The following is a 19,310-nucleotide window of genomic DNA, read 5'->3' as shown; positions in this document are numbered from 1 at the left end:
GGCCGCTTCAGCGAGCCCACCACCAGATTGCAATGTTCAAGGACGTGTTCATGGGCGGAATTGTTAGCGTGAGATCACGGAATGCGCAAGAGGCTATTCCGGGAATGAAAAGGGCGGCACGAATGCCGCCCTCTGCTAAGCGATCGATCAGTGCGATCAGAAGATCTTCGTCAGCGAAATTTTGAACGTCCGGCCCGGTTCGGAGTAGTAATCGATCGGCTGGTTGCTCGTCGAACGAGGGTTGAGATCCCGAAGTGCAATCGCGTTGAAGTACTTCTGGTCGAAGATGTTGTAGATACCAGCTTGCACCCTCAAGCCCTTCAGGCTTTCCGGTGTCCACCAGCCCGTCAGATCGACCACGCCATACCCCGGTGCATCGAACGTGGTGTCGGGAACAACACCGTCGTCGGACATTGCAGCCGAAGCCGTCATTGAAAGGTCGATGCCGTAGCTTTCCTGGCTGTAACCGGCGCCGACGATCGCCTTGAACGGAGCGACCGTGCGCAGCCGCTTGTCGGTATCCTCGTTCTTGCCATAGGCATAGGCCAGCGCAGCATGGATGTTGAAACCGTTGTCGAAGCTCTTCATCGCGCTCGCTTCAACACCGGAGATCGTCACGCTAGAGACGTTGGTATAGTTGAACTCCGTGATACCCCCCACAGACGTCTGCACCGTATCGATGAAATTCTTGTATCGATTGTGGAAGAGCGCCACGCGTCCGCTCAGGTCGTCTTGGTTGAAGTTCGCGCCGATTTCGAATCCGTTGCCGGTTTCAGGCTTCAGATCTGGATTGCCAAGCTGCGCATAACGTCCACCGGCGTTGTAGAAACGGCTGTAGAGTTCATCGACGGTTGGAGCACGGAACGACATGGACCATTGCGCAAACAGTTCAACATCCGGCGTAATGTCGTAGGTTGCCAACAGCTTAGGCGAAACGCGAGCGCCGTCCTTGTCCTCAAGCGGACCGAACAAACCGAGCGCCGGGTTGCTGGCGAAGCCGCCGGTCGCCGCTGGCTCGTATCTGTACCAGTCAAAACGCGCACCGGGGGTCAACGCAAACCCGTTGCCGAAAGAAATGCGGTCCTCGATCGTCGCGCCGACGCTATAGCTTTGTACGTCGGGAACTTCAGCCTGATTGTTGAGCGAGGGGCAAGTTGTGGTGCAAAGCGCCCAACTATACTGGCTCCAATCCGTGACCGCGGTTTCCAGGCCGAAGCTGACCGAGTGATCGTAGCCGCCGTACTCGAACTCCTTGGTCGCGTTGCCCGTGGCGCCCCACGTCTTGCTGCTGATCGAATTGTCGCGACCGTAGCCGACGCCGGCCGCAGTTCGACCGAGCGAACCCGAGGATCGTTCAAGCTCCTGCCAATAGAGTGTCGCACGTGCGGTGGTGAAAAAGGAATCCGACGACACGGCCTCGTAGTCGTAGTCAAACGAGACACGCTTGCGAGATCGGTCGTCGGTACCGTTGTAGCCTCCGATCCTATAGAGAGGCAAAGCAAGGCCCTGGTCGCTCCGGAGGTCGATATCCGCATCGCGGCGGAAGCTTTCCGCCGTCAGCCCGATACGATGTCCGCCTTCGAGTTCCTGGCGGATCTTGACCATCAGGTTGCTTTGATCGAAGTCCAGCGGGTTGGGCTCGGTGCGGGAGCGGCCGTAGCTGTCGTTTGTGCCTTGATTGTCAATCTCATGTCCCGTGCGGTAGGTGCCCTGCAGGAGGATCGAGGTCTGGTCGATTTTCTTGGCAGCGGCGACGGAGCCCGCGATGCTTTCGTCTTCGCTGTCGTAAGTCGACTTGACGATCAGGCCCCAGTCGCGGCCTTCCGGAATGATGTCTTCCGGTTCGAGCGTCCGCACAACGATCGCGCCGCCCAGCATGCCGGAACCGCCGGTGCTTGAGTCGGAGCCGGCCACCACGTCAAACGCCGAGAGCGAGGAGAAGTCAAACAAATCGCTGCCGCTGCCGTTGGCATTGCTGCGCGCGAATGCGCCTTGGCGCGCGTTGTTCGAGAGATACGGGATCGGAATGCCGTCGATGACGGTTAGGATGCGAGGACCGGAAAGGCCGCGCAAATTGACGCCCGCGTCAGCGCGAGAGAAATTGACGCGGGGATCAATGCTGCGGCCGATATCCTCGAAGTTGGTGATTTGCTGTTGCTCGAGCTCTTTCTTGCCGATCTCGGTTGCGAGCGGCGTATCCGCGATGCTCCCTGCCGGCGCCGTCGTCGTGCGGCGGTTGCCCTTAACGACGATCTTCTGCAGCGGCGTGCCGTTTTCGTCAACGGCAGCCGCAGTCGTCGTTGCTGGTGCACTTTGTGCGAAAGCCTGCGACACCGGAAGTACGAAGATGGACGCCGCGCTGACCAAGAGCATCGAGCGCCAATACTGGATAATCATAACCAACCCCTCAGGAGAATTCACCGGGCTGGCTGGTCTTCACGCATTCGCGCTTCGAGGGGCTGGCTAGGCATTTCGGCGGAGAATTCCGCCTTCTTCTTGCCGCATAAAAAACATGAGTATGGTTGTCAATATATGTCGCGAAGATATCATGAATTATTAAGTCATGTTTTCATCGCCCCCACAAGCGTTGCGAAATTGCAACGAAATCCGTCTCCATACGTTCCTCTTTCGCTGAAACGACAGACGGATGGATGCGTGACGAGGACACTTGCAGTCACAACGGCGTTTTTATGCCTCACCATATTGACCGGTGCGCAATTGCCCACCACCGGTCCGACCCCTCAGACGAAGCCCGGCGAGCAGCAGGAAAAGCCGGCCGACATCGAAGTCGCCCCGAAGCCGCAGTCGAAGCCGGATGGCGGGGAAACCGGACCGGCTTCGGGTGCGGCGCCTGTGCCTGCCGATAAGCCGACCGCGCCGCCGGAAAAGCAGGGCCCCAAACTCCCGTCCCAGCAGACACTGGAAGAGCAGCACCTGACGATCGCGTCGGAAAGCGACGACGAGCACTCCGCATGCGTGGCCGAGCTTCGAAGCCTCGGCGTGGTCTTCCAGGACATTTCCCGTATCGACGGCGGCAACGGTTGCGGCATCGACAAACCGATCAAGGTCTCCGAAGCACTGCCCGGGATCAGGTTGAAGCCTGACGGCGTTTTCCGATGCCCGGTGGCATTGGCGCTGGCCCGCTGGATGAAGGAGAGCGTCATCCCGGCCGCAGCCGCGGCAGCGCCGGATCAGGGCAGGATAACCACTATCAATCAAGCCTCGTCCTACATCTGCCGGCTGCGAAACGGCGCCGACACCGGAAAGGTTTCGGAACATGCGCGCGGCAACGCGATCGATGTCGCAAGCTTCAGCTTCGAGAAGGGAAAGGACATTGCCGTCATGCCACGCCGGGAAGACCCGACCCTTGTCGGCGCATTCCAGCGCACCGTCAGCGCCTCAGGTTGCCTTTATTTCACGACCGTGCTCGATCCGGAAAGCGACGCCGCGCACGAAACCCACTTCCATCTCGACGTGATTGAACGCAAGGGCGGGTATCGCTATTGCCACTGATGAACGCCACAAAGGCTGCTTGCTCGGGCCAGAGGAAAGCACGCTCGGCGCCCGCTCACTGATCCCGGCGTCGCGTGCATATGTAAGCTTTCTTGATGCAGACGATCTTCGGCGTGGAGCAAACGGCTTTGCCGTTTTCCATGGCGCAGACCGAGCACCGGTCGCTGAATTCGATGCAATCGGGCTCGCTCTTGATAAAATCCGCCATGCTCTGTTCCACGACGGCCGGCTGGTCCGCCGTCGACGCATCCGATACGACCAGCACAAACACCGCTGCTGCGATAATGATCCGTCTTGAAGGCGACGAAAACGGCATGATCCATCCAATCAGTGTTTCCAAGCTGCCCGGCACTGCGCGTTCCGGGCGTCGCTGATCCGGAGTAACTCAATCAAAATCAGAACAACCCCTCGATATATCCTTGGTCGTTGAGGTAGATTCGTTCGGCCGAAGGCGATTTCGGCAGGCCGGGCATCGTCATGATCTCGCCGGTAATGGCAACGACGAAGCCTGCGCCGGCCGAAAGGCGGACCTCGCGGACGGACACGATATGCCCCTCTGGCGCACCGCGCAGATTGGGGTCCGTCGAAAAGGAATACTGCGTCTTCGCCATGCAGACGGGCAGATGGCCGTAGCCCTGCTCCTCCCAGGCGTGGAGCTGGTCACGCACCGCCTTGTCAGCCGTCACCTCGCCCGCATGATAGATCTTGGACGCGATGATCTCGATCTTCTCGAACAGCGAAACCTCGTCGGGATAGAGTGGCTCGAACTTCGCCTGCCCCGATTCCGCCAGCTCGACGACCTTGTAGGCAAGCTCTTCGATCCCGGCCGAGCCTTCGGCCCAGTGACGGCACAGGATCGCTTCGGCGCCCAGCCGCGAGACATATTCTTTGACGGCGGCGATCTCGGCCTCGGTGTCGGACACGAAATGGTTGATGGCGACGACGACCGGAACGCCGAACTTGCGAACATTGGCAACATGCCGCCCGAGATTGGAGCAGCCCTTTTTCAAGGCAGCGACATTCTCCGTTCCAAGTTCTTCCTTCTTGACGCCACCGTTCATCTTCAGTGCGCGCACTGTCGCGACGATGACCGCCGCAGCCGGCTTAAGCCCCGCCTTGCGACATTTGATGTCGAAGAACTTCTCTGCCCCGAGATCCGCCCCGAACCCTGCCTCCGTCACCACGTAGTCACCGAGCTTCAGCGCCGTCTTCGTCGCGATCACCGAATTGCAGCCGTGGGCGATATTGGCGAAAGGGCCGCCATGAACCAGGGCCGGGTTATTCTCCAGCGTCTGCACGAGGTTCGGCTGCATCGCGTCCTTGAGCAATACTGCCATCGCGCCGTCGGCCTTAAGGTCGCGGGCATAGACGGCCGTCCTGTCGCGCCGGTAGCCGACGATGATGTTGCCGAGCCGCATCTCCAGATCCTGGAGGTCGCCCGCAAGGCAGAGGATCGCCATCACCTCCGAGGCGACGGTGATGTCGAAACCGTTCTCGCGCGGGAAACCATTGGCGACGCCGCCGAGCGACGACACCATTTGGCGCAGCGCCCGGTCGTTCATGTCCATGACGCGCCGCCACGTAACGCGACGCAGGTCTATATCCTGCTCGTTCCCCCAGTAGATATGGTTGTCGATCATCGCCGCGAGCAGATTGTGCGCGGACGTGATGGCATGGAAATCGCCGGTGAAATGCAGGTTGATGTCTTCCATCGGAATGACCTGCGCATAGCCGCCGCCGGCTGCACCGCCCTTTACGCCGAAGCACGGCCCGAGCGACGCCTCGCGGATGCAGACGACGGCTTTCTTGCCAATGCGGTTCAGGCCGTCGCCGAGACCGACCGTCGTCGTCGTTTTCCCCTCGCCTGCCGGCGTCGGATTGATCGCTGTCACCAATATCAGCTTGCCGTCCGGCCTGTTCGCCTGCTCCGCGATGAACTGGGCGCTGATCTTTGCCTTGTCGTGGCCATAGGGTGCGAGATGCGTGGCCGGAATGCCGAGCGTTTCACCGATCTCGAAGATCGGTTTCTTTCTTGCCGCGCGCGCGATCTCGATGTCGGATTTGTGTTCTGCCATGTCCCTGCCCCCATCGTCTGCGCGTCCACCGGCACCAGATCTATTTCAACCGGATAGCGAAATATACCGAAAGTTTGAAGGGCGCCGCGGTTGCCGAGGGACCTCGGTGGCGTTTATGACCGGACATCGATTCTGCATTTGCGAGGCCAAGTCATGAAATCACTCGAACTCGTCGTCGAGCGCATCATCCTTTCCAGCCGATGGATACTCGTCGTCTTCTACATTGGCCTTGCTATGGCGTTGGCCGTCTATGCCGTTTCCTTCGGCTTCAAGTTCATGAAGGTCGCCGGCAATGTGTTCTTGCTCGACGAGGGAGAAATGATCCTGGCCATGCTCGGACTGATCGATGCCGCGCTGGTTGCGAGCCTGATCGTGATGGTCATGATTTCGGGATACGAAAATTTCGTCAGCCGCTTCGACGAGAGCGAAGACGATGTTTCCTTCATCGGCAAGCTCGACGCCGGCAGCCTCAAGATCAAGGTCGCATCGTCGATCGTTGCAATCTCGTCCATCCATCTCCTGCAGGTGTTCCTCAACGTGAACCAGTACAGGGATGGCCAGATCATGTGGTTGACGGCCATGCACCTCGCATTCGTCGTCTCCGCCGTGATGCTCGGCTTTCTCGAACAGATGATGAAGAAATCCAAGGGCGGCGACAAGATTTAACGCGACCGATTCGGTCCGACTGGACTGCCGATGACGCGGTGCGGGCAGGAGAAACGCCTCCTGAACCACTCGCCGTCACCTTCGAGCAGTCGCGACCTGCGCGTGAATTGAAACACCTGCGCGTATTGGTTGATTTTAGTGACACTAAAAAACAACCGATGGCAGCGCGCTGTGATTAAAAATCGCCACAACGCAATTTAATCACTGTGAAAGACGTTAATTCCGGCTAGCCAATATGGCACGACGCATATCTTATGTCCGAAATGCAGGCGGACAGGAACTTGTTGATGTCTTACGTAACGACCTCGGAAAGACAGTCGCTTTTGACGGCAGAGATTGCCGCCGTCAAAACTCGACCGGCGTTTGCGCAGGTCCTCAACCGCGTGTCCGATGCATTCGGCTTCAAATACATCACGCTGATGGATGCGCCATCCGCCGACAATGTCATGCTCAAGCCGTTGCTGATCGAGACCTCGCTTCCCGCAGCTTACGTCAACCAGTTCGATCGTTGCCGCTTCATGCAGCTGCCCGTCTTTTCGAAAGCGATGTCGGACTCAGTGGTGCCGAGCCTCTGGAACCTGTCGGACGCAGGCTGCGTTTTTCCGGCAGAACTGCGGTCCTTGAAGTACGACTTCGACATGCAGATCGGCATTGCCATTCCGGGGCGCGCGACCGATGGCCATCGGTTGCTGTTCAGATTGGCCGGCAAGCGCGCGCTGCCTGGCCAGACGGAGGTCAACGAACTGACCATGGTGATGCTGCACGTGCTGGACGCCTACAACCAGCTGAAGTCCTCCAGCCCAGCCGCACATCCCACGCTTTCGGTCCGTGAACGGGAGGTCCTTCGTTGGACTGCACAGGGCAAGACTTCCATCGAGATCGGCCAGATTCTGTCGCTGTCGGACCACACGGTAAATGCCTACATGACCAGCGCGATGAAGAAGCTTGATTGCGTCAACCGCACGCAGCTGGTCGCAAAGGCGATCCGCCAGAAGCTGATCAACTGATCCCGCCTATCGGTCGAGCACCGAACGGATTTCGACTAGGTTCGACCGCACCCTCAAGATATAGAATCCCATCGTTGCCAGGTGACTCGGCATGATCCAGCCGTCTTCGCGGCCGTTGGAGATGATCGCCGGCTGAATTTGCAGCGCCGCCTGAAACTGCTTGATGGTCGCGCCAAAAATCGCTCCGAGATTGCGCTCCGCCACCACCCGCGAAAAATCCGATTGGGCAGCACTGAGGATCGCGTAGTAGGCATACAGCTGGCCGTAGGCAAACCAGAAGCGGTCGTCGGCGCGCGTGTCGAACCAGCCGCTCGAATGGTTTGCGGAACGCTCCGCCAGCACGTCGGAGGTGCTGCCGAGATCGTTCGCAATACGATCGATGAACTGGGTCAGGTTGTCGGCGCGGCCGTCGAACACGGCGTCACACCTGGCAAGATCAGCATTGAATTTTCGCAGGCTTTCGATCGCCGATCGGTAGTAGCTCGGCGTCGGCGTCTTCGGGCCGAACGGATTGAGCCCGAAATACCAGCTGTATTCATCGAACTGCAGGTTTCCGCGCGCGTTTTGCAGGTCGTTGTTGATCCCCGATGTGCCCCGCACCCGGCCAAGCGAATCGACAAGCTCCACCGCCGTCCGTCGAACGGCCTGATTCACGCCGCGCTGAAAGGAAGCCTTGTTGTCGAGAAACGGTGTATGATCCCAGTCGATCCCGAAAAATCCAAGCCGATAGAGCAGCATGGAAGAGATCCAGGCATTCTGGTTGACGTTGAAATCGGTCAGATCGGCTGCGACGTCGACGATCGCCGACCGCTGGCAGGTCTTGGCAGCAGATGCGGCGACACCGGCGGCGGCGGGGATTTCCGTTCCAGCCGGCACGGTACGCTCGGACAGACGGTACTCGTCGACGAATGAAGGATTGAAACCCGACCAGGATTGGGTCTGCCAGACGAAATACCCATAGAGGCCGACGAGCAGCGCCGCAAATCCCATGATCGGCAGGCGGATCATCCACGTGCGCCGCGCGTACCAGCCGTGCGCAGCGAGGAACGGCCAGAGAGCCCACGCCGTGAAAAGCCGCGCCCAGCGGACGATTGTCCGGCCGATCGACCTGAAAAAACCGGCGATCCCGTCGAGCATCGTCCACTCCTATGCGGCAAGAGGTTTCATCGCACTGACATATGTGTTTGTCCGCGAAATCACAACATGACGCTGATATTATTGTTTCTTCGGCGCTGTTACCGCCGCTGCAGGCGGAAGCGGAACCTCGATGATATCTTCGTTGTGTCGATGAGCGGCGCACCCGGTTCGCCTTCGCCCTTGTGCGCGAAGGCCGAAAACTTCTTGTCGAAGGCAGCGTCGGCGGTGCGCTTGCGCTGTTCCAGCTCCAGCGGCAGCAGCATGTTGCGTTCGAAGAGCACGATGGCGTCGGCGATATTCGGAAACAGCTCCGTGGAGATCTGGACCTTCGATCCCGGAATGTCGGTATCCACCTGCGCCTCGTAGATCAGCAACCGTTCCTCGGTGTCGATCGTCAGCTTGCGCATGAGGGCATTGCAGCGGCCGACGTGGCCGTTCAGAGAATCCACCAGGAGCTGGAAGATGCCGATGAAACGTTCGCGGCGCTGGCTTTCCTCCCGCATCTCATGTTCCTGGGCTGAAATGCGCTCGGCCTCCTCCTTCAGTGTATGGCGGGCCTGCTCCATCCCGTCCCATTCGACCTTGCTGCCATAAAGGCCGATCCGACCCTGCGTCGTCAGCGCCTTGGCATTCAGCTCCTTGATGCGGAGCCGGGCGATGTCGATTTCGTCGACAAGCCGCCGACGGCGTCCGACGATGTCGACAAGTCCTCTCTCCGCCACCTTGTGCGCGGAAATCGCAGCGGCGCGATAGTTGGCGATCAACCCGGCGACGGCATCCGATTTATACATAAGATCGCGCAGCCTTTCGACCACGGGTGCGGCCCGCACGCGTGCGCCGTGGCGGCGCCACATACGCTGGCGCGAGAAACGTCCGATGAACCGTTCGGCCGCCGTTAGACCGCGAAAGCCGTCCAGATCGGCGGAAACCTTCACCGTCAGCACATCGAGACCCGAGACAAGCTCCGCAAGCAGATCTGTGAAATTCGTCCCATCGGCGACAAAGGCTTGGAACAGTTCGTTTTCGGCCAGGAACCGCTCATCGTCGATCTCGGTCGAACCACGCGCAAATTCGTCAATGAAGGCAGTGCAGGCGGCAGCGGCACCCGGCAGCACTTCCGCAAGCCCGCGAGCGGCTTCAAATGTCGTGTCGAACGAGAAAGGCTTACGCACCAGACGACCCCGGGAATCGATTGGCTTGAATCTAGCCCTTCGCTCGCACAAAGAAAACAGCGGCAGGCTAAACTGCCTCGGCAATCCATTCGCCGTTCATGGCGTCGTCCCAGTGGCGGCGGCACAGCGAGACATACTTTTCGTTGCCGCCGACCTCGATCTGCGCTCCCTCCCGCGCCACGTCTCCCTTCGCGTCGAGACGCACGACCATCGTCGCCTTGCGGCCGCAATGGCAGATGGTTCGGACTTCGCGCATCTCGTCGGCGATCGCCATGAGCTCCTCGGAAACGGGGAACAGCTTGCCGAGGAAATCGGTTCGTAGGCCATAGACCATGACAGGAATGTTCAGACGATCGACAACGCGTGCAAGCTGCCAGACATGCGCGCGCGTCATGAAATGTGCCTCGTCGACGAAGACGCAGGCAATCGGTTCGCCCTCCCGGTTGAGCCCGTCGATCAGAGCAAACAGATCTTCGTCCGGCTCGAACGCGATGGCATTGGCCTGAAGCCCGATGCGCGACCCGATGATGCCCTTGCCGGCTCTTTCGTCGAAGGCGGCGATCAGGAGAACGGCACGCATTCCACGCTCTTCGTAATTGTAGGCGGCCTGCAGCAGCATCGTCGACTTGCCGGCATTCATGGTCGAGTAGTTGAAATAGAGCTTTGCCATCGTTTTCTCCGTGTTTTCGTTCTTGAAAGCTCGAAACCGCGAAGAAAAGCCCCGCATTTTGTTAGCCACAGGAAATTTAAGCGCAAAAGTCATCGAAGCCCCTGAAATTCCGACATTCCAGGAAATGTGCGAGACGTCGCAATCGGGTACGTCGATGCGGCGCAAACGCACTGTGGTCGCTTGTAAAACTCGGCTATTGGTGATTGGCTTGGGAACGTAAGACTGGGAGTCTGTAAATGAAAACGACAAGCGCATTCAAACTGATCACCGCCACGGCTGTTGCTGCTCTCGCTGTTGCAACCGCCGCAATCGCAGCAGATCCGGACAGCTGTACGACCGTCCATTTTTCGGACGTGGGCTGGACCGACATCACCTCCACCACCGCAACCGCAGCTGTCGTCCTCAAGGGCCTCGGCTACACCCCCGACATCAAGGTTCTCTCCGTGCCGGTCACCTACCAGTCGTTGAAGAACAAGGACATGGACATCTTCCTCGGCAACTGGATGCCGACGCAGGAAAAGGACGTTCGCCCGTTCCTGGACGACAAGTCTGTTGAATCGTTCGGGCCGAACCTCGTCGGCGCAAAGTACACATTGGCGACCAACGCCAAGGGCGCGGAACTCGGCATCAAGGATTTCAAGGATATCGCCGCCCACAAGGAAGACCTGGACGGCAAGATCTACGGCATCGAACCGGGCAATGACGGCAACCGCCTCGTCATGGACATGATCGACAAGGACACCTTCGGCCTGAAGGGGATGGAAGTCGTCGAATCCTCGGAACAGGGCATGCTGGCACAGGTTGCCCGCTCCGAAAAGGAAGGCAAGGCTGTCGTCTTCCTCGGCTGGGAACCGCATCCGATGAACGAGAACTTCAAGCTCACCTACCTGACCGGCGGCGATGACGTCTTCGGGCCGGACTTCGGTGGCGCCAAGGTGTTCACCAACGTCCGCGCAGGCTATCTCAACGACTGCCCGAACGTCGGCGCCCTTCTGAAGAACATGGTTTTCTCGCTGGAAATGGAAAACCAGATCATGGGCAAGATCCTGAACGATGGGGAAGACCCGGAAAAGGCGGCGACGGAATGGCTGAAGGCCAACCCGTCGGCCATCGAGCCGTGGCTTGCCGGCGTGAAAACACGCGATGGCAGCGGCGACGGGCTTCCGGCCGTCAAGAAAAGCCTCGGCCTCTGATAACGACGAACGGGGTGGCGTGCGCCGCCCCGCTTCCGCTATCATCGCACTTGTTGTTGTTCTTTCTGGATAGGCGAGCCCTTGAACTGGATCACCGACGCTAAAATTCCCATCGGCCCCTGGGCGAAAGCCTTTGTGGATTGGCTCACTTCGAACGCCGATTGGTTCTTCAACCAGCTTGCCTTCGTCCTTTCGCACGTCATCGACGGCCTGCTGTTCGTACTGCAGAAGCCACACCCGCTGATCGTCGTTTTCGGGATCAGCGCCATTGCCTACTGGTTGCGCCGCTCGATCGTCGTCGCGGTCTTCACCTGTCTTGGGCTCCTGTTCATCATGAACCAGGGCTATTGGAAAGAGACGACGGCAACGCTGGCGCTGGTGCTCGCCTCAACCTTCGTCAGCATGATCGTGGGCATTCCGCTCGGCATCGCGGCCGCGCGCCGCCCATGGGTCAATTCCCTGCTGCGTCCCATTCTCGACCTTATGCAGACCATTCCGACATTCGTCTATCTGATTCCAGCACTTATTCTTTTCGGTCTCGGCATGGTGCCTGGCCTGATCGCGACCGTCATCTTCGCGATCCCCGCTCCCATCCGCCTCACCCGTCTCGGCATCATCTCGACGCCCCCCTCGCTCGTCGAGGCTGCCGAATCCTTCGGTGCCACGCCGATGCAGGTGCTGCGCAAGGTCGAGCTGCCCTTTGCCATGCCGCAGATCATGGCGGGCCTGACGCAGACGATCATGCTGTCGCTGTCGATGGTGGTCATAGCAGCCCTCGTCGGTGCGGACGGCCTCGGCGTGCCGGTGGTGCGCGCCCTCAATACCGTCAACATCGCCAAGGGCTTCGAGGCCGGCCTCTGCATCGTCATCCTGGCCATTATTCTCGACCGAATGTTCCGCGCGGCGGGTGAAGGAGATGGCTCATGACCGCGGTTCGCTTCGACAATGTCAGCATCGTCTTCGGCGACAAGCCGGAGAATGCCCTTGCACTCGCAGATCAGGGCAAGACACGCGACGAAATCGGCGCTGCGACCGGCTTGGTGCTGGGCGTCGCCGACGCCTCGCTCTCCATCGAGGAAGGAGAAATCCTGGTACTGATGGGCCTCTCCGGCTCCGGCAAATCGACGCTGCTGCGCGCCGTCAACGGGCTTGCACCGGTGGTGCGCGGCGAGGTTTCCGTGTCGACCGCCACCGGCCCCGTCAATCCGTACAGGACCAGTGCCAAAGGCCTGCGCGATCTGCGCATGCACACCGTCTCGATGGTGTTCCAGCAGTTTGCGCTGCTCCCCTGGCGCACCGTCGCCGACAATGTCGGCTTCGGCCTAGAACTTGCCGGAATGGCGGAATCCGAGCGCAAGAAGCGCGTCGGCGAACAGCTCGAACTGGTCAACCTGACGAAATGGGCCGACCGCAAGGTCAACGAGCTGTCGGGCGGCATGCAGCAGCGCGTGGGGCTCGCCCGTGCCTTCGCGACGGGTGCCCCGATCCTCTTGATGGACGAGCCGTTTTCGGCTCTCGATCCGCTGATCCGCACGCGTCTGCAGGACGAGCTTCTCGAGTTCCAGCGGCGATTGAAGAAGACGATCCTCTTCGTCAGCCACGACCTCGACGAAGCCTTCCGCATCGGCAACCGCATCGCCATCATGGAAGGCGGACGCATCATCCAGTGCGGCACGCCGCAGGATATCGTCAAGAACCCCGCCGACCAGTACGTCGCCGACTTCGTCCAGCATATGAACCCGATCAGCATGCTGACCGCGCAGGACGTGATGCAGCCCGGGCTCGGCAACGCTGCATCCGGCACCGTCAGCGGAACGGCACGCGCCCAGACGCCGCTGATCGACATTCTGGATGCTCTGGCGCGACAGCCCGGCAGCATCGGCGTTGTCGAAAACGGCGCGGTCATCGGCACCATCTCGGCTCAGGATATCGTTGCCGGCCTGACGCAACACAGGCGGAAAGAACAGGCTTGATCCGATCCGCCACTTCCGCCAGAAAGCGGATATGAAAGATCAAGCGTCCGTTCTCAGGGAAACGGACGGAGAGGCGCGCAAGCTTGCTCGCACCCTTCTCCGCTCCGCCCGCTATGCTGCCATCGCCGTTCTCGACCCGGAGACCGGGTTTCCATTCGCAAGCCGCGTTCTCCTCGGCACCGACATCGATGGCGTTCCCGTCATTCTCGTATCCGGCCTGTCGGCGCACACCCGCGCGCTGGACGCGGATGTCAGGGCATCGTTGCTGACGGGCGAACCCGGCAAAGGCGACCCGCTGGCATATGCCCGGCTGACGACACAGTGCCGTGCCGAACCGGTGGATCGGGACAGCGTGGTTCACGCCCGGATTCGCGGCCGCTTCCTCAACCGCCACGCCAAGGCGAAACTCTATATCGACTTCCCGGATTTCCGCTTCTTCCGGCTTGTACCGCAATCGGCGAGCATGAACGGCGGGTTCGGTCGGGCCTATGTTCTGGAGGGTGCCGACTTGGCGATTCGGTCGAGTGCGAACGAGACGGTGGCGGCCCAGGCGGACGAGATATTGCGCGATCTGCTGGACAAGAACCCCGACCTCGCACGAGACGCCGCTCTAACGCTCAAAGGCGCGGACCATAAAATATGGGGTATTTGCGGTTTGGATTGCGGTGGCCTCGACCTGATTTCCGGTGAAATCCTGCTGCGCTATGAGCTTGAAACCGTTGCACAGTCGGCTTCAGAACTTTATTCGCATATATCTAAAATAAAATACGCAATACCTCAAATTTAGCTATATACAATCTTGAGCCCGTGTTGATAGTTTTTAGCGTCGGTCAATTTGAGGCAGACGCATACGTTTTTGAAATCAGTTTCACACCGGGAAGACGATTATGGACACAATTGATTTGACCGCAAACGCAAACGTTGCGGCAGCTTTATTATCGGCAATGGCCAATCCCAAAAGGCTTCTTATTCTCTGCAATTTGGTAAAAGGCGAAATTCCGGTCGGCGCTTTGGCGACCGAGGTCGGCCTCAGCCAGTCTGCGCTGTCCCAGCACCTTTCGAAGCTCCGAGCCCAGAAGCTCGTCAAGACGCGCCGCGACGCGCAGACGATCTACTACTCGAGCACGTCCGATCAGGTTATCCGTATCCTCGAAACGCTGACGCAAATCTACGCCGAGCCTGTTCGCGCCAAATCTGCTGCCTGACTGGTCTATCGAGCAGTCGGTTACAAGCCTCTCCCAGCGAGAGGCATCTGTTTTTCAGTATCCCATTATATTTGCTGACCGGTAATCTCTGATTGCCGGTCGTTTTTCGCGATGCGTTCTTTCGCCGCCTGAGCGCAAAGTCTTCGGCCTCGGCTTGACGCCCTCGGATGCGCTGATAATTTGACCGGGCAGTAAAAAAATTACGGCGCTAGCCAATACCGGGAACGGCCTCCGAAACGGCCATGGAGAACAGCATGTCCAACCGCCTCAATGCCACGCCAAACGACCTTCGCGCCTTTTGGATGCCCTTTACCGCGAACCGTCAGTTCAAGAAGGAGCCCAGGCTCTTCGTCGGCGCCAAGGACATGTATTACACCACCCATGACGGCCGTCAGGTGCTGGACGGCACGGCCGGCCTCTGGTGCGTCAATGCGGGCCACTGCCGCACGAAGATCACCGAAGCGATCGCCGCACAGGCCGGCGAGCTCGATTACGCGCCGGCCTTTCAGCTCGGCCATCCCAAGGCCTTCGAACTGGCAAACCGTCTGGTCGATCTCGCACCGGAAGGCATGAACCACGTTCTCTATACCAACTCCGGTTCCGAATCCGTGGAGACGGCGCTGAAGGTGGCGCTTGCCTACCATCGGGTCAAAGGCAACGGCTCGCGTTTCCGCCTGATCGGCCGCGAGCGCGGCTATCACGGCGTCAACTTCGGCGGCATCTCCGTCGGCGGCATCGTTTCCAACCGCAAGATGTTCGGCACCCTGCTGACCGGTGTCGATCACATGCCGCACACCCATCAGCCCGGCAAGAACAGCTTCACCAAGGGCCAGCCCGAACACGGCGGCGACATCGCGTCAGAGCTGGAGCGCATCGTCACGCTGCATGATGCCTCCACCATTGCCGCCGTCATCGTCGAGCCGGTATCGGGCTCCACCGGCGTCCTCATCCCGCCGAAGGGCTATCTTCAGAAGCTTCGCGAGATCTGCACCAAGCACGGCATCCTCCTGATCTTCGACGAAGTCATCACCGGCTTCGGCCGTCTCGGCGCGCCTTTCGCCGCCCAGTACTACGACGTCAAGCCGGACATGATCACGACGGCCAAGGGCCTGACCAACGGCGTCATCCCCATGGGCGCGGTCCTCGTCACCTCAGAGATCCATGATGCCTTCATGGAAGGGCCGGAGCACATGATCGAGTTCATGCACGGCTACACCTACTCCGGCAACCCGATCGCCTCGGCTGCGGCTCTCGCGACGCTTGACGTCTACAAGGAAGAGGGCCTTCTCACCCGTGCCGCCGAGCTTTCGGATTACTGGACGGAGGCGCTGCACTCCCTGAAGGACTGCCCGAACGTCATAGATATCAGAAACACCGGCCTGATCGGTGCGATCGAGCTCGATCCGATTGCCGGTGAGCCGACGAAGCGCGCCTTTACCGCCTTCCTGAAGTCCTACGAGAAGGGATTGCTGATCCGCACGACAGGCGACATCATCGCACTCTCGCCGCCGTTGATCATCGAGAAGCACCACATCGACGAGCTTTTCGGCAAACTGCGCGAAATTCTGAAGAACAACATCTAAAGACGCCTTCCGGGGCTCGTTTTTGTCAATTCAGGCAAAAACGAGCCCTATTTTTTTATCTTCTTGCGTAATCGGCGGTAAATTCCTAAGAAACTTGCCGTGTGTCCATCGAAGCCAAACATGGCAGGCGGGCGCATTCGCCGCGCGCGATCCGTCGTCTCTTGGCGCATCCCCTTGAGGGCTGTTGTACGACTTGGGTAGCCGCCGCGGCCGAAAAGTCGCGGGTTTCAAACCCACCCAAGGAGATAGAGAAATGAACCTCAAGACATTGTCGGGTGCGACCGTCCTCGCCTCCCTCGCCTTTGCGCCGCTTGCCCATGCAGACATCACCATCGGGCTGATCGCGCCGTTGACTGGCCCCGTGGCCGCCTATGGCGACCAGGTGAAGAACGGCGCCCAGACCGCAGTTGACGAAATCAACAAAAGCGGCGGCATCCTCGGCGAAAAAGTCATTCTGAAATACGCTGACGACGCCGGCGAGCCCAAGCAGGGCGTCTCCGCGGCAAACCAGATCGTCGGCGACGGAATCCGCTTCGTGGTCGGCCCTGTTACGTCGGGCGTTGCCATTCCGGCTTCCGACGTGCTGGCCGAAAATGGCGTGCTGATGGTCACTCCGACGGCAACCGCCCCGGATCTGACGAAGCGCGGCCTCACGAACGTCCTGCGCACCTGCGGCCGCGACGACCAGCAGGCCGAAGTCGCCGCCAACTACGTCCTGAAGAACTTCAAGGACAAGCGCGTTGCGATCATCAACGACAAGGGCGCCTACGGCAAGGGTCTGGCCGACAGCTTCAAGGCGACACTCAACGCCGGCGGCATCAAGGAAGTTCTCGACGACGCGCTCAGCCCGGGCGACAAGGACTTCAGCGCGCTGACCACCCGCCTCAAGGCCGAGAAGGTCGATGTCGTCTATTTCGGCGGCTACCACCCGGAGGGCGGCCTTCTTGCACGCCAGCTGCATGACCTCTCGGTCAACGCCACGATCATCGGCGGCGATGGCCTGTCCAACAGCGAGTTCTGGAACATCGGTACGGACGCGGCCGCCGGCACGGTCTTCACCAACGCCATGGACGCAACCAAGAGCCCGGACTCCAAGGCAGCGGCCGATGCGCTGAAGGCCAAGGGCATCCCGGCCGAAGCCTTCACGCTCAACGCCTATGCGGCCGTCGAAGTGCTCAAGGCCGGCATCGAGAAGGCAGGCAGCGCCGAAGACGCAGAAGCCGTTGCAACGGCGTTGAAGGCAGGCGAACCGGTCGCGACCGCAATCGGCAAGCTGACCTATGGCGAGACCGGCGACCTGACTTCGCAGAGCTTTGCCCTTTACAAATGGGAAGACGGCAAGATCGTCCCGGCTGAATAAGCCTCGTATTCCACACGCAGAATCCGCCGGGCGCCTTCATTGGGCGCCCGGTTTCGTTTGTAGGTAAAGCTCAAGCCAGAATCCGGCCGCAAAATGCATCCAGCGCTGCGAGCTTCACCAGGCCCGCCGCGGCGACCGCGCCGGCACCGGGCATTTCAAGCCTTTCGCCTATCGTCATGCCGACCGGCAGTGCAAACTCCGCCGGCTGCCGCGTCAGGTTGAAGACGAAAAGCAGCGTCTCCCCGCCCTTTCGACGCGTAAATGCCAGCAGATCCTGGTTGGTGCCGATGAATTCCATGTCACTGTCGACAAGCGCCGGATGGCTTTTCCGGAAGGCGAGCGTCTGGCGATAATGGTTGAGCACCGAGGCTGCGTCCGCCTCCTGGGTATCCACGGAAAGGGCAGCCTGTTCATAGGGCACGGGCAGCCACGATTTCGCCGCTGACGTGAAACCGGCATGGGCCTTGGCGGCCTCCCACGGCATCGGGGTACGGCATCCGTCGCGCCCCTTGAAGGCGGGCCAGAAGCGGATGCCATAGGGATCTCGCAGGTCCTCGAAGGCAAGCTCGGCCTCCGGCAGTCCCAGCTCCTCGCCTTGATAAAGGCAGATCGAGCCACGCAACGCCGCAAGCACCGAGATCGCAAGCTTGGCGATGACAGACCGCTCCGCCTCGGTTTTCGCGAAGCGGCTGACATGCCGATTGACGTCGTGATTGGAAAAGGCCCAGCACACCCACCCGTCCGCCACGGCCTTGATGAAGGCGTCGACACAGTTGCGAATGTGCGCTGCGGTGAAGTCGGGCCCGAGCAGATCGAAGGTGTAGCACATATGCAGCTTGTCGCCGCCTGTCGTATAGGCCGCGACCGTCTTCAGCGACCGGGCGCCGTCGCCAACTTCGCCGATCGTCGCGCGGCTCTCATAGCGGTCCAGCAACGCGCGAAAACGCTGCAGGAAGCCAATGTTCTCAGGTTGCGTCTTGTCGTAGAGGTGGTTTTGCATGCCGTAGGGGTTGGAGTCCGGCGCATCGAGCCCGGCATCGCTCGTATCGGGCTCGTGCGGTGGATTGCTCCTGAGCAGCTTGTCGCAGAAGTAGTAATTCACCGTATCGAGACGGAAGCCGTCGACGCCGCGATCCAGCCAGAATTTGACTGTTTCAAGGAGGGCGTCCTGCACCTCCTTGCTGTGGAAATTGAGGTCCGGCTGCGAGGTCAGGAAGTTGTGCTGGTAGTATTGCCGGCGTACGCCGTCCCATTCCCAGCCCGGCCCGCCGAAGATCGAAAGCCAGTTGTTCGGCGCCGTGCCATCCGGCTTGGGATCCGCCCAGACGTACCAGTCGGCCTTGGAATTGGTGCGGCTTGAACGGCTCTCGACGAACCAGGGGTGGACGTCGGACGTGTGCGAAATCACCTGGTCGATGATGACCTTGATGCCGAGCGAATGCGCGGCGGTCATCATCTCGTCGAAGTCGGCAAGCGTCCCGAAGATCGGGTCGACCTCGCAATAGTCCGACACGTCGTAGCCCATATCGGCCATCGGCGATTTGAAAAAGGGCGACAGCCAGATCGCGTCAACGCCAAGGGATGCGATGTAAGGCAGGCGCCGGGTAACGCCTTTCAGATCGCCGAGGCCATCGCCGTTGGTGTCTTGAAACGACCGGGGATAAACCTGATAGACAACCGCGCCACGCCACCAATCCGCATTCCCGCTCGCCTGCAATGCCATCTGTCGCCGTTCCTCGCACCAATCAACTCGGGT

The 19,310-nt window shown here is 60.0% G+C and carries 17 protein-coding genes; 11 read left to right on the top strand and 6 right to left on the bottom strand.

The genetic code is table 11. The annotated features are described in order from the left end of the window. Window positions 1-156: 156 nt before the first annotated feature. Entirely contained in the window at window positions 157-2,397 is a 2,241-nt protein-coding gene (locus ASC97_RS07135) for a TonB-dependent hemoglobin/transferrin/lactoferrin family receptor (RefSeq protein WP_057467654.1), read from the bottom strand. 258 nt (window positions 2,398-2,655) lie between these two features. On the opposite strand from ASC97_RS07135, the gene ASC97_RS07130 reads away from it, so the two are divergent. Continuing rightward, window positions 2,656-3,513 (top strand): extensin-like domain-containing protein, encoded by an 858-nt coding sequence (locus ASC97_RS07130; RefSeq protein WP_244481403.1) that lies wholly within the window; start codon window positions 2,656-2,658, stop codon window positions 3,511-3,513. Between the two features lie 95 nt (window positions 3,514-3,608). Continuing rightward, window positions 3,609-3,887, top strand: coding sequence for a hypothetical protein (locus ASC97_RS33785; protein WP_057467653.1), 279 nt, complete (start codon window positions 3,609-3,611; stop codon window positions 3,885-3,887). 21 nt (window positions 3,888-3,908) lie between these two features. Here the strand turns inward: ASC97_RS33785 and ASC97_RS07120 are convergent, their stop codons facing one another. Further along, the gene (locus ASC97_RS07120) at window positions 3,909-5,588 is read right to left on the bottom strand and encodes a formate--tetrahydrofolate ligase (protein WP_057467652.1); all 1,680 of its coding nucleotides are present in this window, start codon (window positions 5,586-5,588) and stop codon (window positions 3,909-3,911) included. A gap of 153 nt (window positions 5,589-5,741) precedes the next feature. Here ASC97_RS07120 and ASC97_RS07115 point away from each other — a divergent pair, with 153 nt between their 5' ends. Continuing rightward, on the top strand, window positions 5,742-6,254 hold the full coding sequence (locus ASC97_RS07115) for a TIGR00645 family protein (RefSeq protein WP_057467651.1): 513 nt from the start codon (window positions 5,742-5,744) through the stop codon (window positions 6,252-6,254). A 287-nt stretch (window positions 6,255-6,541) separates the two neighbouring features. After that, window positions 6,542-7,261 carry a LuxR C-terminal-related transcriptional regulator gene (locus ASC97_RS07110; protein ID WP_057467650.1) on the top strand — a complete coding sequence of 240 codons (720 nt, stop codon included), beginning with the start codon at window positions 6,542-6,544 and terminating at the stop codon, window positions 7,259-7,261. A gap of 6 nt (window positions 7,262-7,267) precedes the next feature. Here ASC97_RS07110 and ASC97_RS07105 read toward each other — a convergent pair whose 3' ends face one another. From ASC97_RS07105 to ASC97_RS07095, 3 genes are all read right to left on the bottom strand, one after another. Further along, window positions 7,268-8,398, bottom strand: coding sequence for a DUF2333 family protein (locus ASC97_RS07105; protein ID WP_057467649.1), 1,131 nt, complete (start codon window positions 8,396-8,398; stop codon window positions 7,268-7,270). Window positions 8,399-8,496: 98 nt separating this feature from the next. Next, window positions 8,497-9,570 carry a hypothetical protein gene (locus tag ASC97_RS07100; protein WP_082529897.1) on the bottom strand — a complete coding sequence of 358 codons (1,074 nt, stop codon included), beginning with the start codon at window positions 9,568-9,570 and terminating at the stop codon, window positions 8,497-8,499. Between the two features lie 67 nt (window positions 9,571-9,637). Continuing rightward, entirely contained in the window at window positions 9,638-10,240 is a 603-nt protein-coding gene (locus tag ASC97_RS07095; RefSeq protein ID WP_057467648.1) for a thymidine kinase, read from the bottom strand. Between the two features lie 236 nt (window positions 10,241-10,476). Here ASC97_RS07095 and ASC97_RS07090 point away from each other — a divergent pair, with 236 nt between their 5' ends. The 7 genes from ASC97_RS07090 to ASC97_RS07060 all read left to right on the top strand — a co-directional run bounded on the left by ASC97_RS07090 (window position 10,477) and on the right by ASC97_RS07060 (window position 17,554). Then, window positions 10,477-11,433, top strand: coding sequence for a choline ABC transporter substrate-binding protein (locus tag ASC97_RS07090; protein ID WP_057467647.1), 957 nt, complete (start codon window positions 10,477-10,479; stop codon window positions 11,431-11,433). An 81-nt stretch (window positions 11,434-11,514) separates the two neighbouring features. Continuing rightward, window positions 11,515-12,360 (top strand): choline ABC transporter permease subunit, encoded by an 846-nt coding sequence (choW, locus tag ASC97_RS07085; RefSeq protein WP_057467646.1) that lies wholly within the window; start codon window positions 11,515-11,517, stop codon window positions 12,358-12,360. Beyond that, a complete protein-coding gene (choV, locus tag ASC97_RS07080) occupies window positions 12,357-13,406 on the top strand; it encodes a choline ABC transporter ATP-binding protein (RefSeq protein WP_057467645.1) in 1,050 nt (349 codons plus the stop codon). The genes choW and choV overlap by 4 nt, the downstream gene beginning before the upstream one ends. Window positions 13,407-13,437: 31 nt before the next feature. After that, window positions 13,438-14,193 carry a HugZ family pyridoxamine 5'-phosphate oxidase gene (locus ASC97_RS07075; protein ID WP_057467644.1) on the top strand — a complete coding sequence of 252 codons (756 nt, stop codon included), beginning with the start codon at window positions 13,438-13,440 and terminating at the stop codon, window positions 14,191-14,193. Between the two features lie 100 nt (window positions 14,194-14,293). Continuing rightward, window positions 14,294-14,611, top strand: coding sequence for an ArsR/SmtB family transcription factor (locus ASC97_RS07070; RefSeq protein WP_037058726.1), 318 nt, complete (start codon window positions 14,294-14,296; stop codon window positions 14,609-14,611). 254 nt (window positions 14,612-14,865) lie between these two features. Next, window positions 14,866-16,194, top strand: a complete 1,329-nt coding sequence (locus ASC97_RS07065; protein ID WP_057467643.1) for an aspartate aminotransferase family protein — start codon at window positions 14,866-14,868, stop codon at window positions 16,192-16,194. Between the two features lie 253 nt (window positions 16,195-16,447). Next, window positions 16,448-17,554, top strand: a complete 1,107-nt coding sequence (locus ASC97_RS07060; protein ID WP_057467642.1) for a branched-chain amino acid ABC transporter substrate-binding protein — start codon at window positions 16,448-16,450, stop codon at window positions 17,552-17,554. Window positions 17,555-17,624: 70 nt separating this feature from the next. On the opposite strand, the gene bglA is transcribed toward ASC97_RS07060, so the two are convergent. Then, entirely contained in the window at window positions 17,625-19,277 is a 1,653-nt protein-coding gene (bglA, locus tag ASC97_RS07055) for a beta-galactosidase BglA (protein WP_057467641.1), read from the bottom strand. Window positions 19,278-19,310: the final 33 nt, after the last annotated feature.

It is taken from the genome of Rhizobium sp. Root1203 (assembly GCF_001424945.1).
Lineage (GTDB): Bacteria > Pseudomonadota > Alphaproteobacteria > Rhizobiales > Rhizobiaceae > Rhizobium.
Note: the sequence above shows the minus strand (reverse complement) of the source record. Positions and strands in the feature narration are given on the sequence as shown.

Coding starts and splice junctions, on each gene's coding strand:
- ASC97_RS07115 (WP_057467651.1), top strand. CDS start 5,742: ATGAAATCACTCGAACTCGTCGTCGAGCGCATCATCCTTTCCAGCCGA.
- ASC97_RS07065 (WP_057467643.1), top strand. CDS start 14,866: ATGTCCAACCGCCTCAATGCCACGCCAAACGACCTTCGCGCCTTTTGG.
- ASC97_RS07090 (WP_057467647.1), top strand. CDS start 10,477: ATGAAAACGACAAGCGCATTCAAACTGATCACCGCCACGGCTGTTGCT.
- ASC97_RS07095 (WP_057467648.1), bottom strand. CDS start 10,240: ATGGCAAAGCTCTATTTCAACTACTCGACCATGAATGCCGGCAAGTCG.
- ASC97_RS33785 (WP_057467653.1), top strand. CDS start 3,609: ATGCAGACGATCTTCGGCGTGGAGCAAACGGCTTTGCCGTTTTCCATG.
- ASC97_RS07070 (WP_037058726.1), top strand. CDS start 14,294: ATGGACACAATTGATTTGACCGCAAACGCAAACGTTGCGGCAGCTTTA.
- ASC97_RS07060 (WP_057467642.1), top strand. CDS start 16,448: ATGAACCTCAAGACATTGTCGGGTGCGACCGTCCTCGCCTCCCTCGCC.
- ASC97_RS07135 (WP_057467654.1), bottom strand. CDS start 2,397: ATGATTATCCAGTATTGGCGCTCGATGCTCTTGGTCAGCGCGGCGTCC.
- ASC97_RS07105 (WP_057467649.1), bottom strand. CDS start 8,398: ATGCTCGACGGGATCGCCGGTTTTTTCAGGTCGATCGGCCGGACAATC.
- ASC97_RS07110 (WP_057467650.1), top strand. CDS start 6,542: ATGTCTTACGTAACGACCTCGGAAAGACAGTCGCTTTTGACGGCAGAG.
- choV (WP_057467645.1), top strand. CDS start 12,357: ATGACCGCGGTTCGCTTCGACAATGTCAGCATCGTCTTCGGCGACAAG.
- ASC97_RS07120 (WP_057467652.1), bottom strand. CDS start 5,588: ATGGCAGAACACAAATCCGACATCGAGATCGCGCGCGCGGCAAGAAAG.
- bglA (WP_057467641.1), bottom strand. CDS start 19,277: ATGGCATTGCAGGCGAGCGGGAATGCGGATTGGTGGCGTGGCGCGGTT.
- ASC97_RS07075 (WP_057467644.1), top strand. CDS start 13,438: ATGAAAGATCAAGCGTCCGTTCTCAGGGAAACGGACGGAGAGGCGCGC.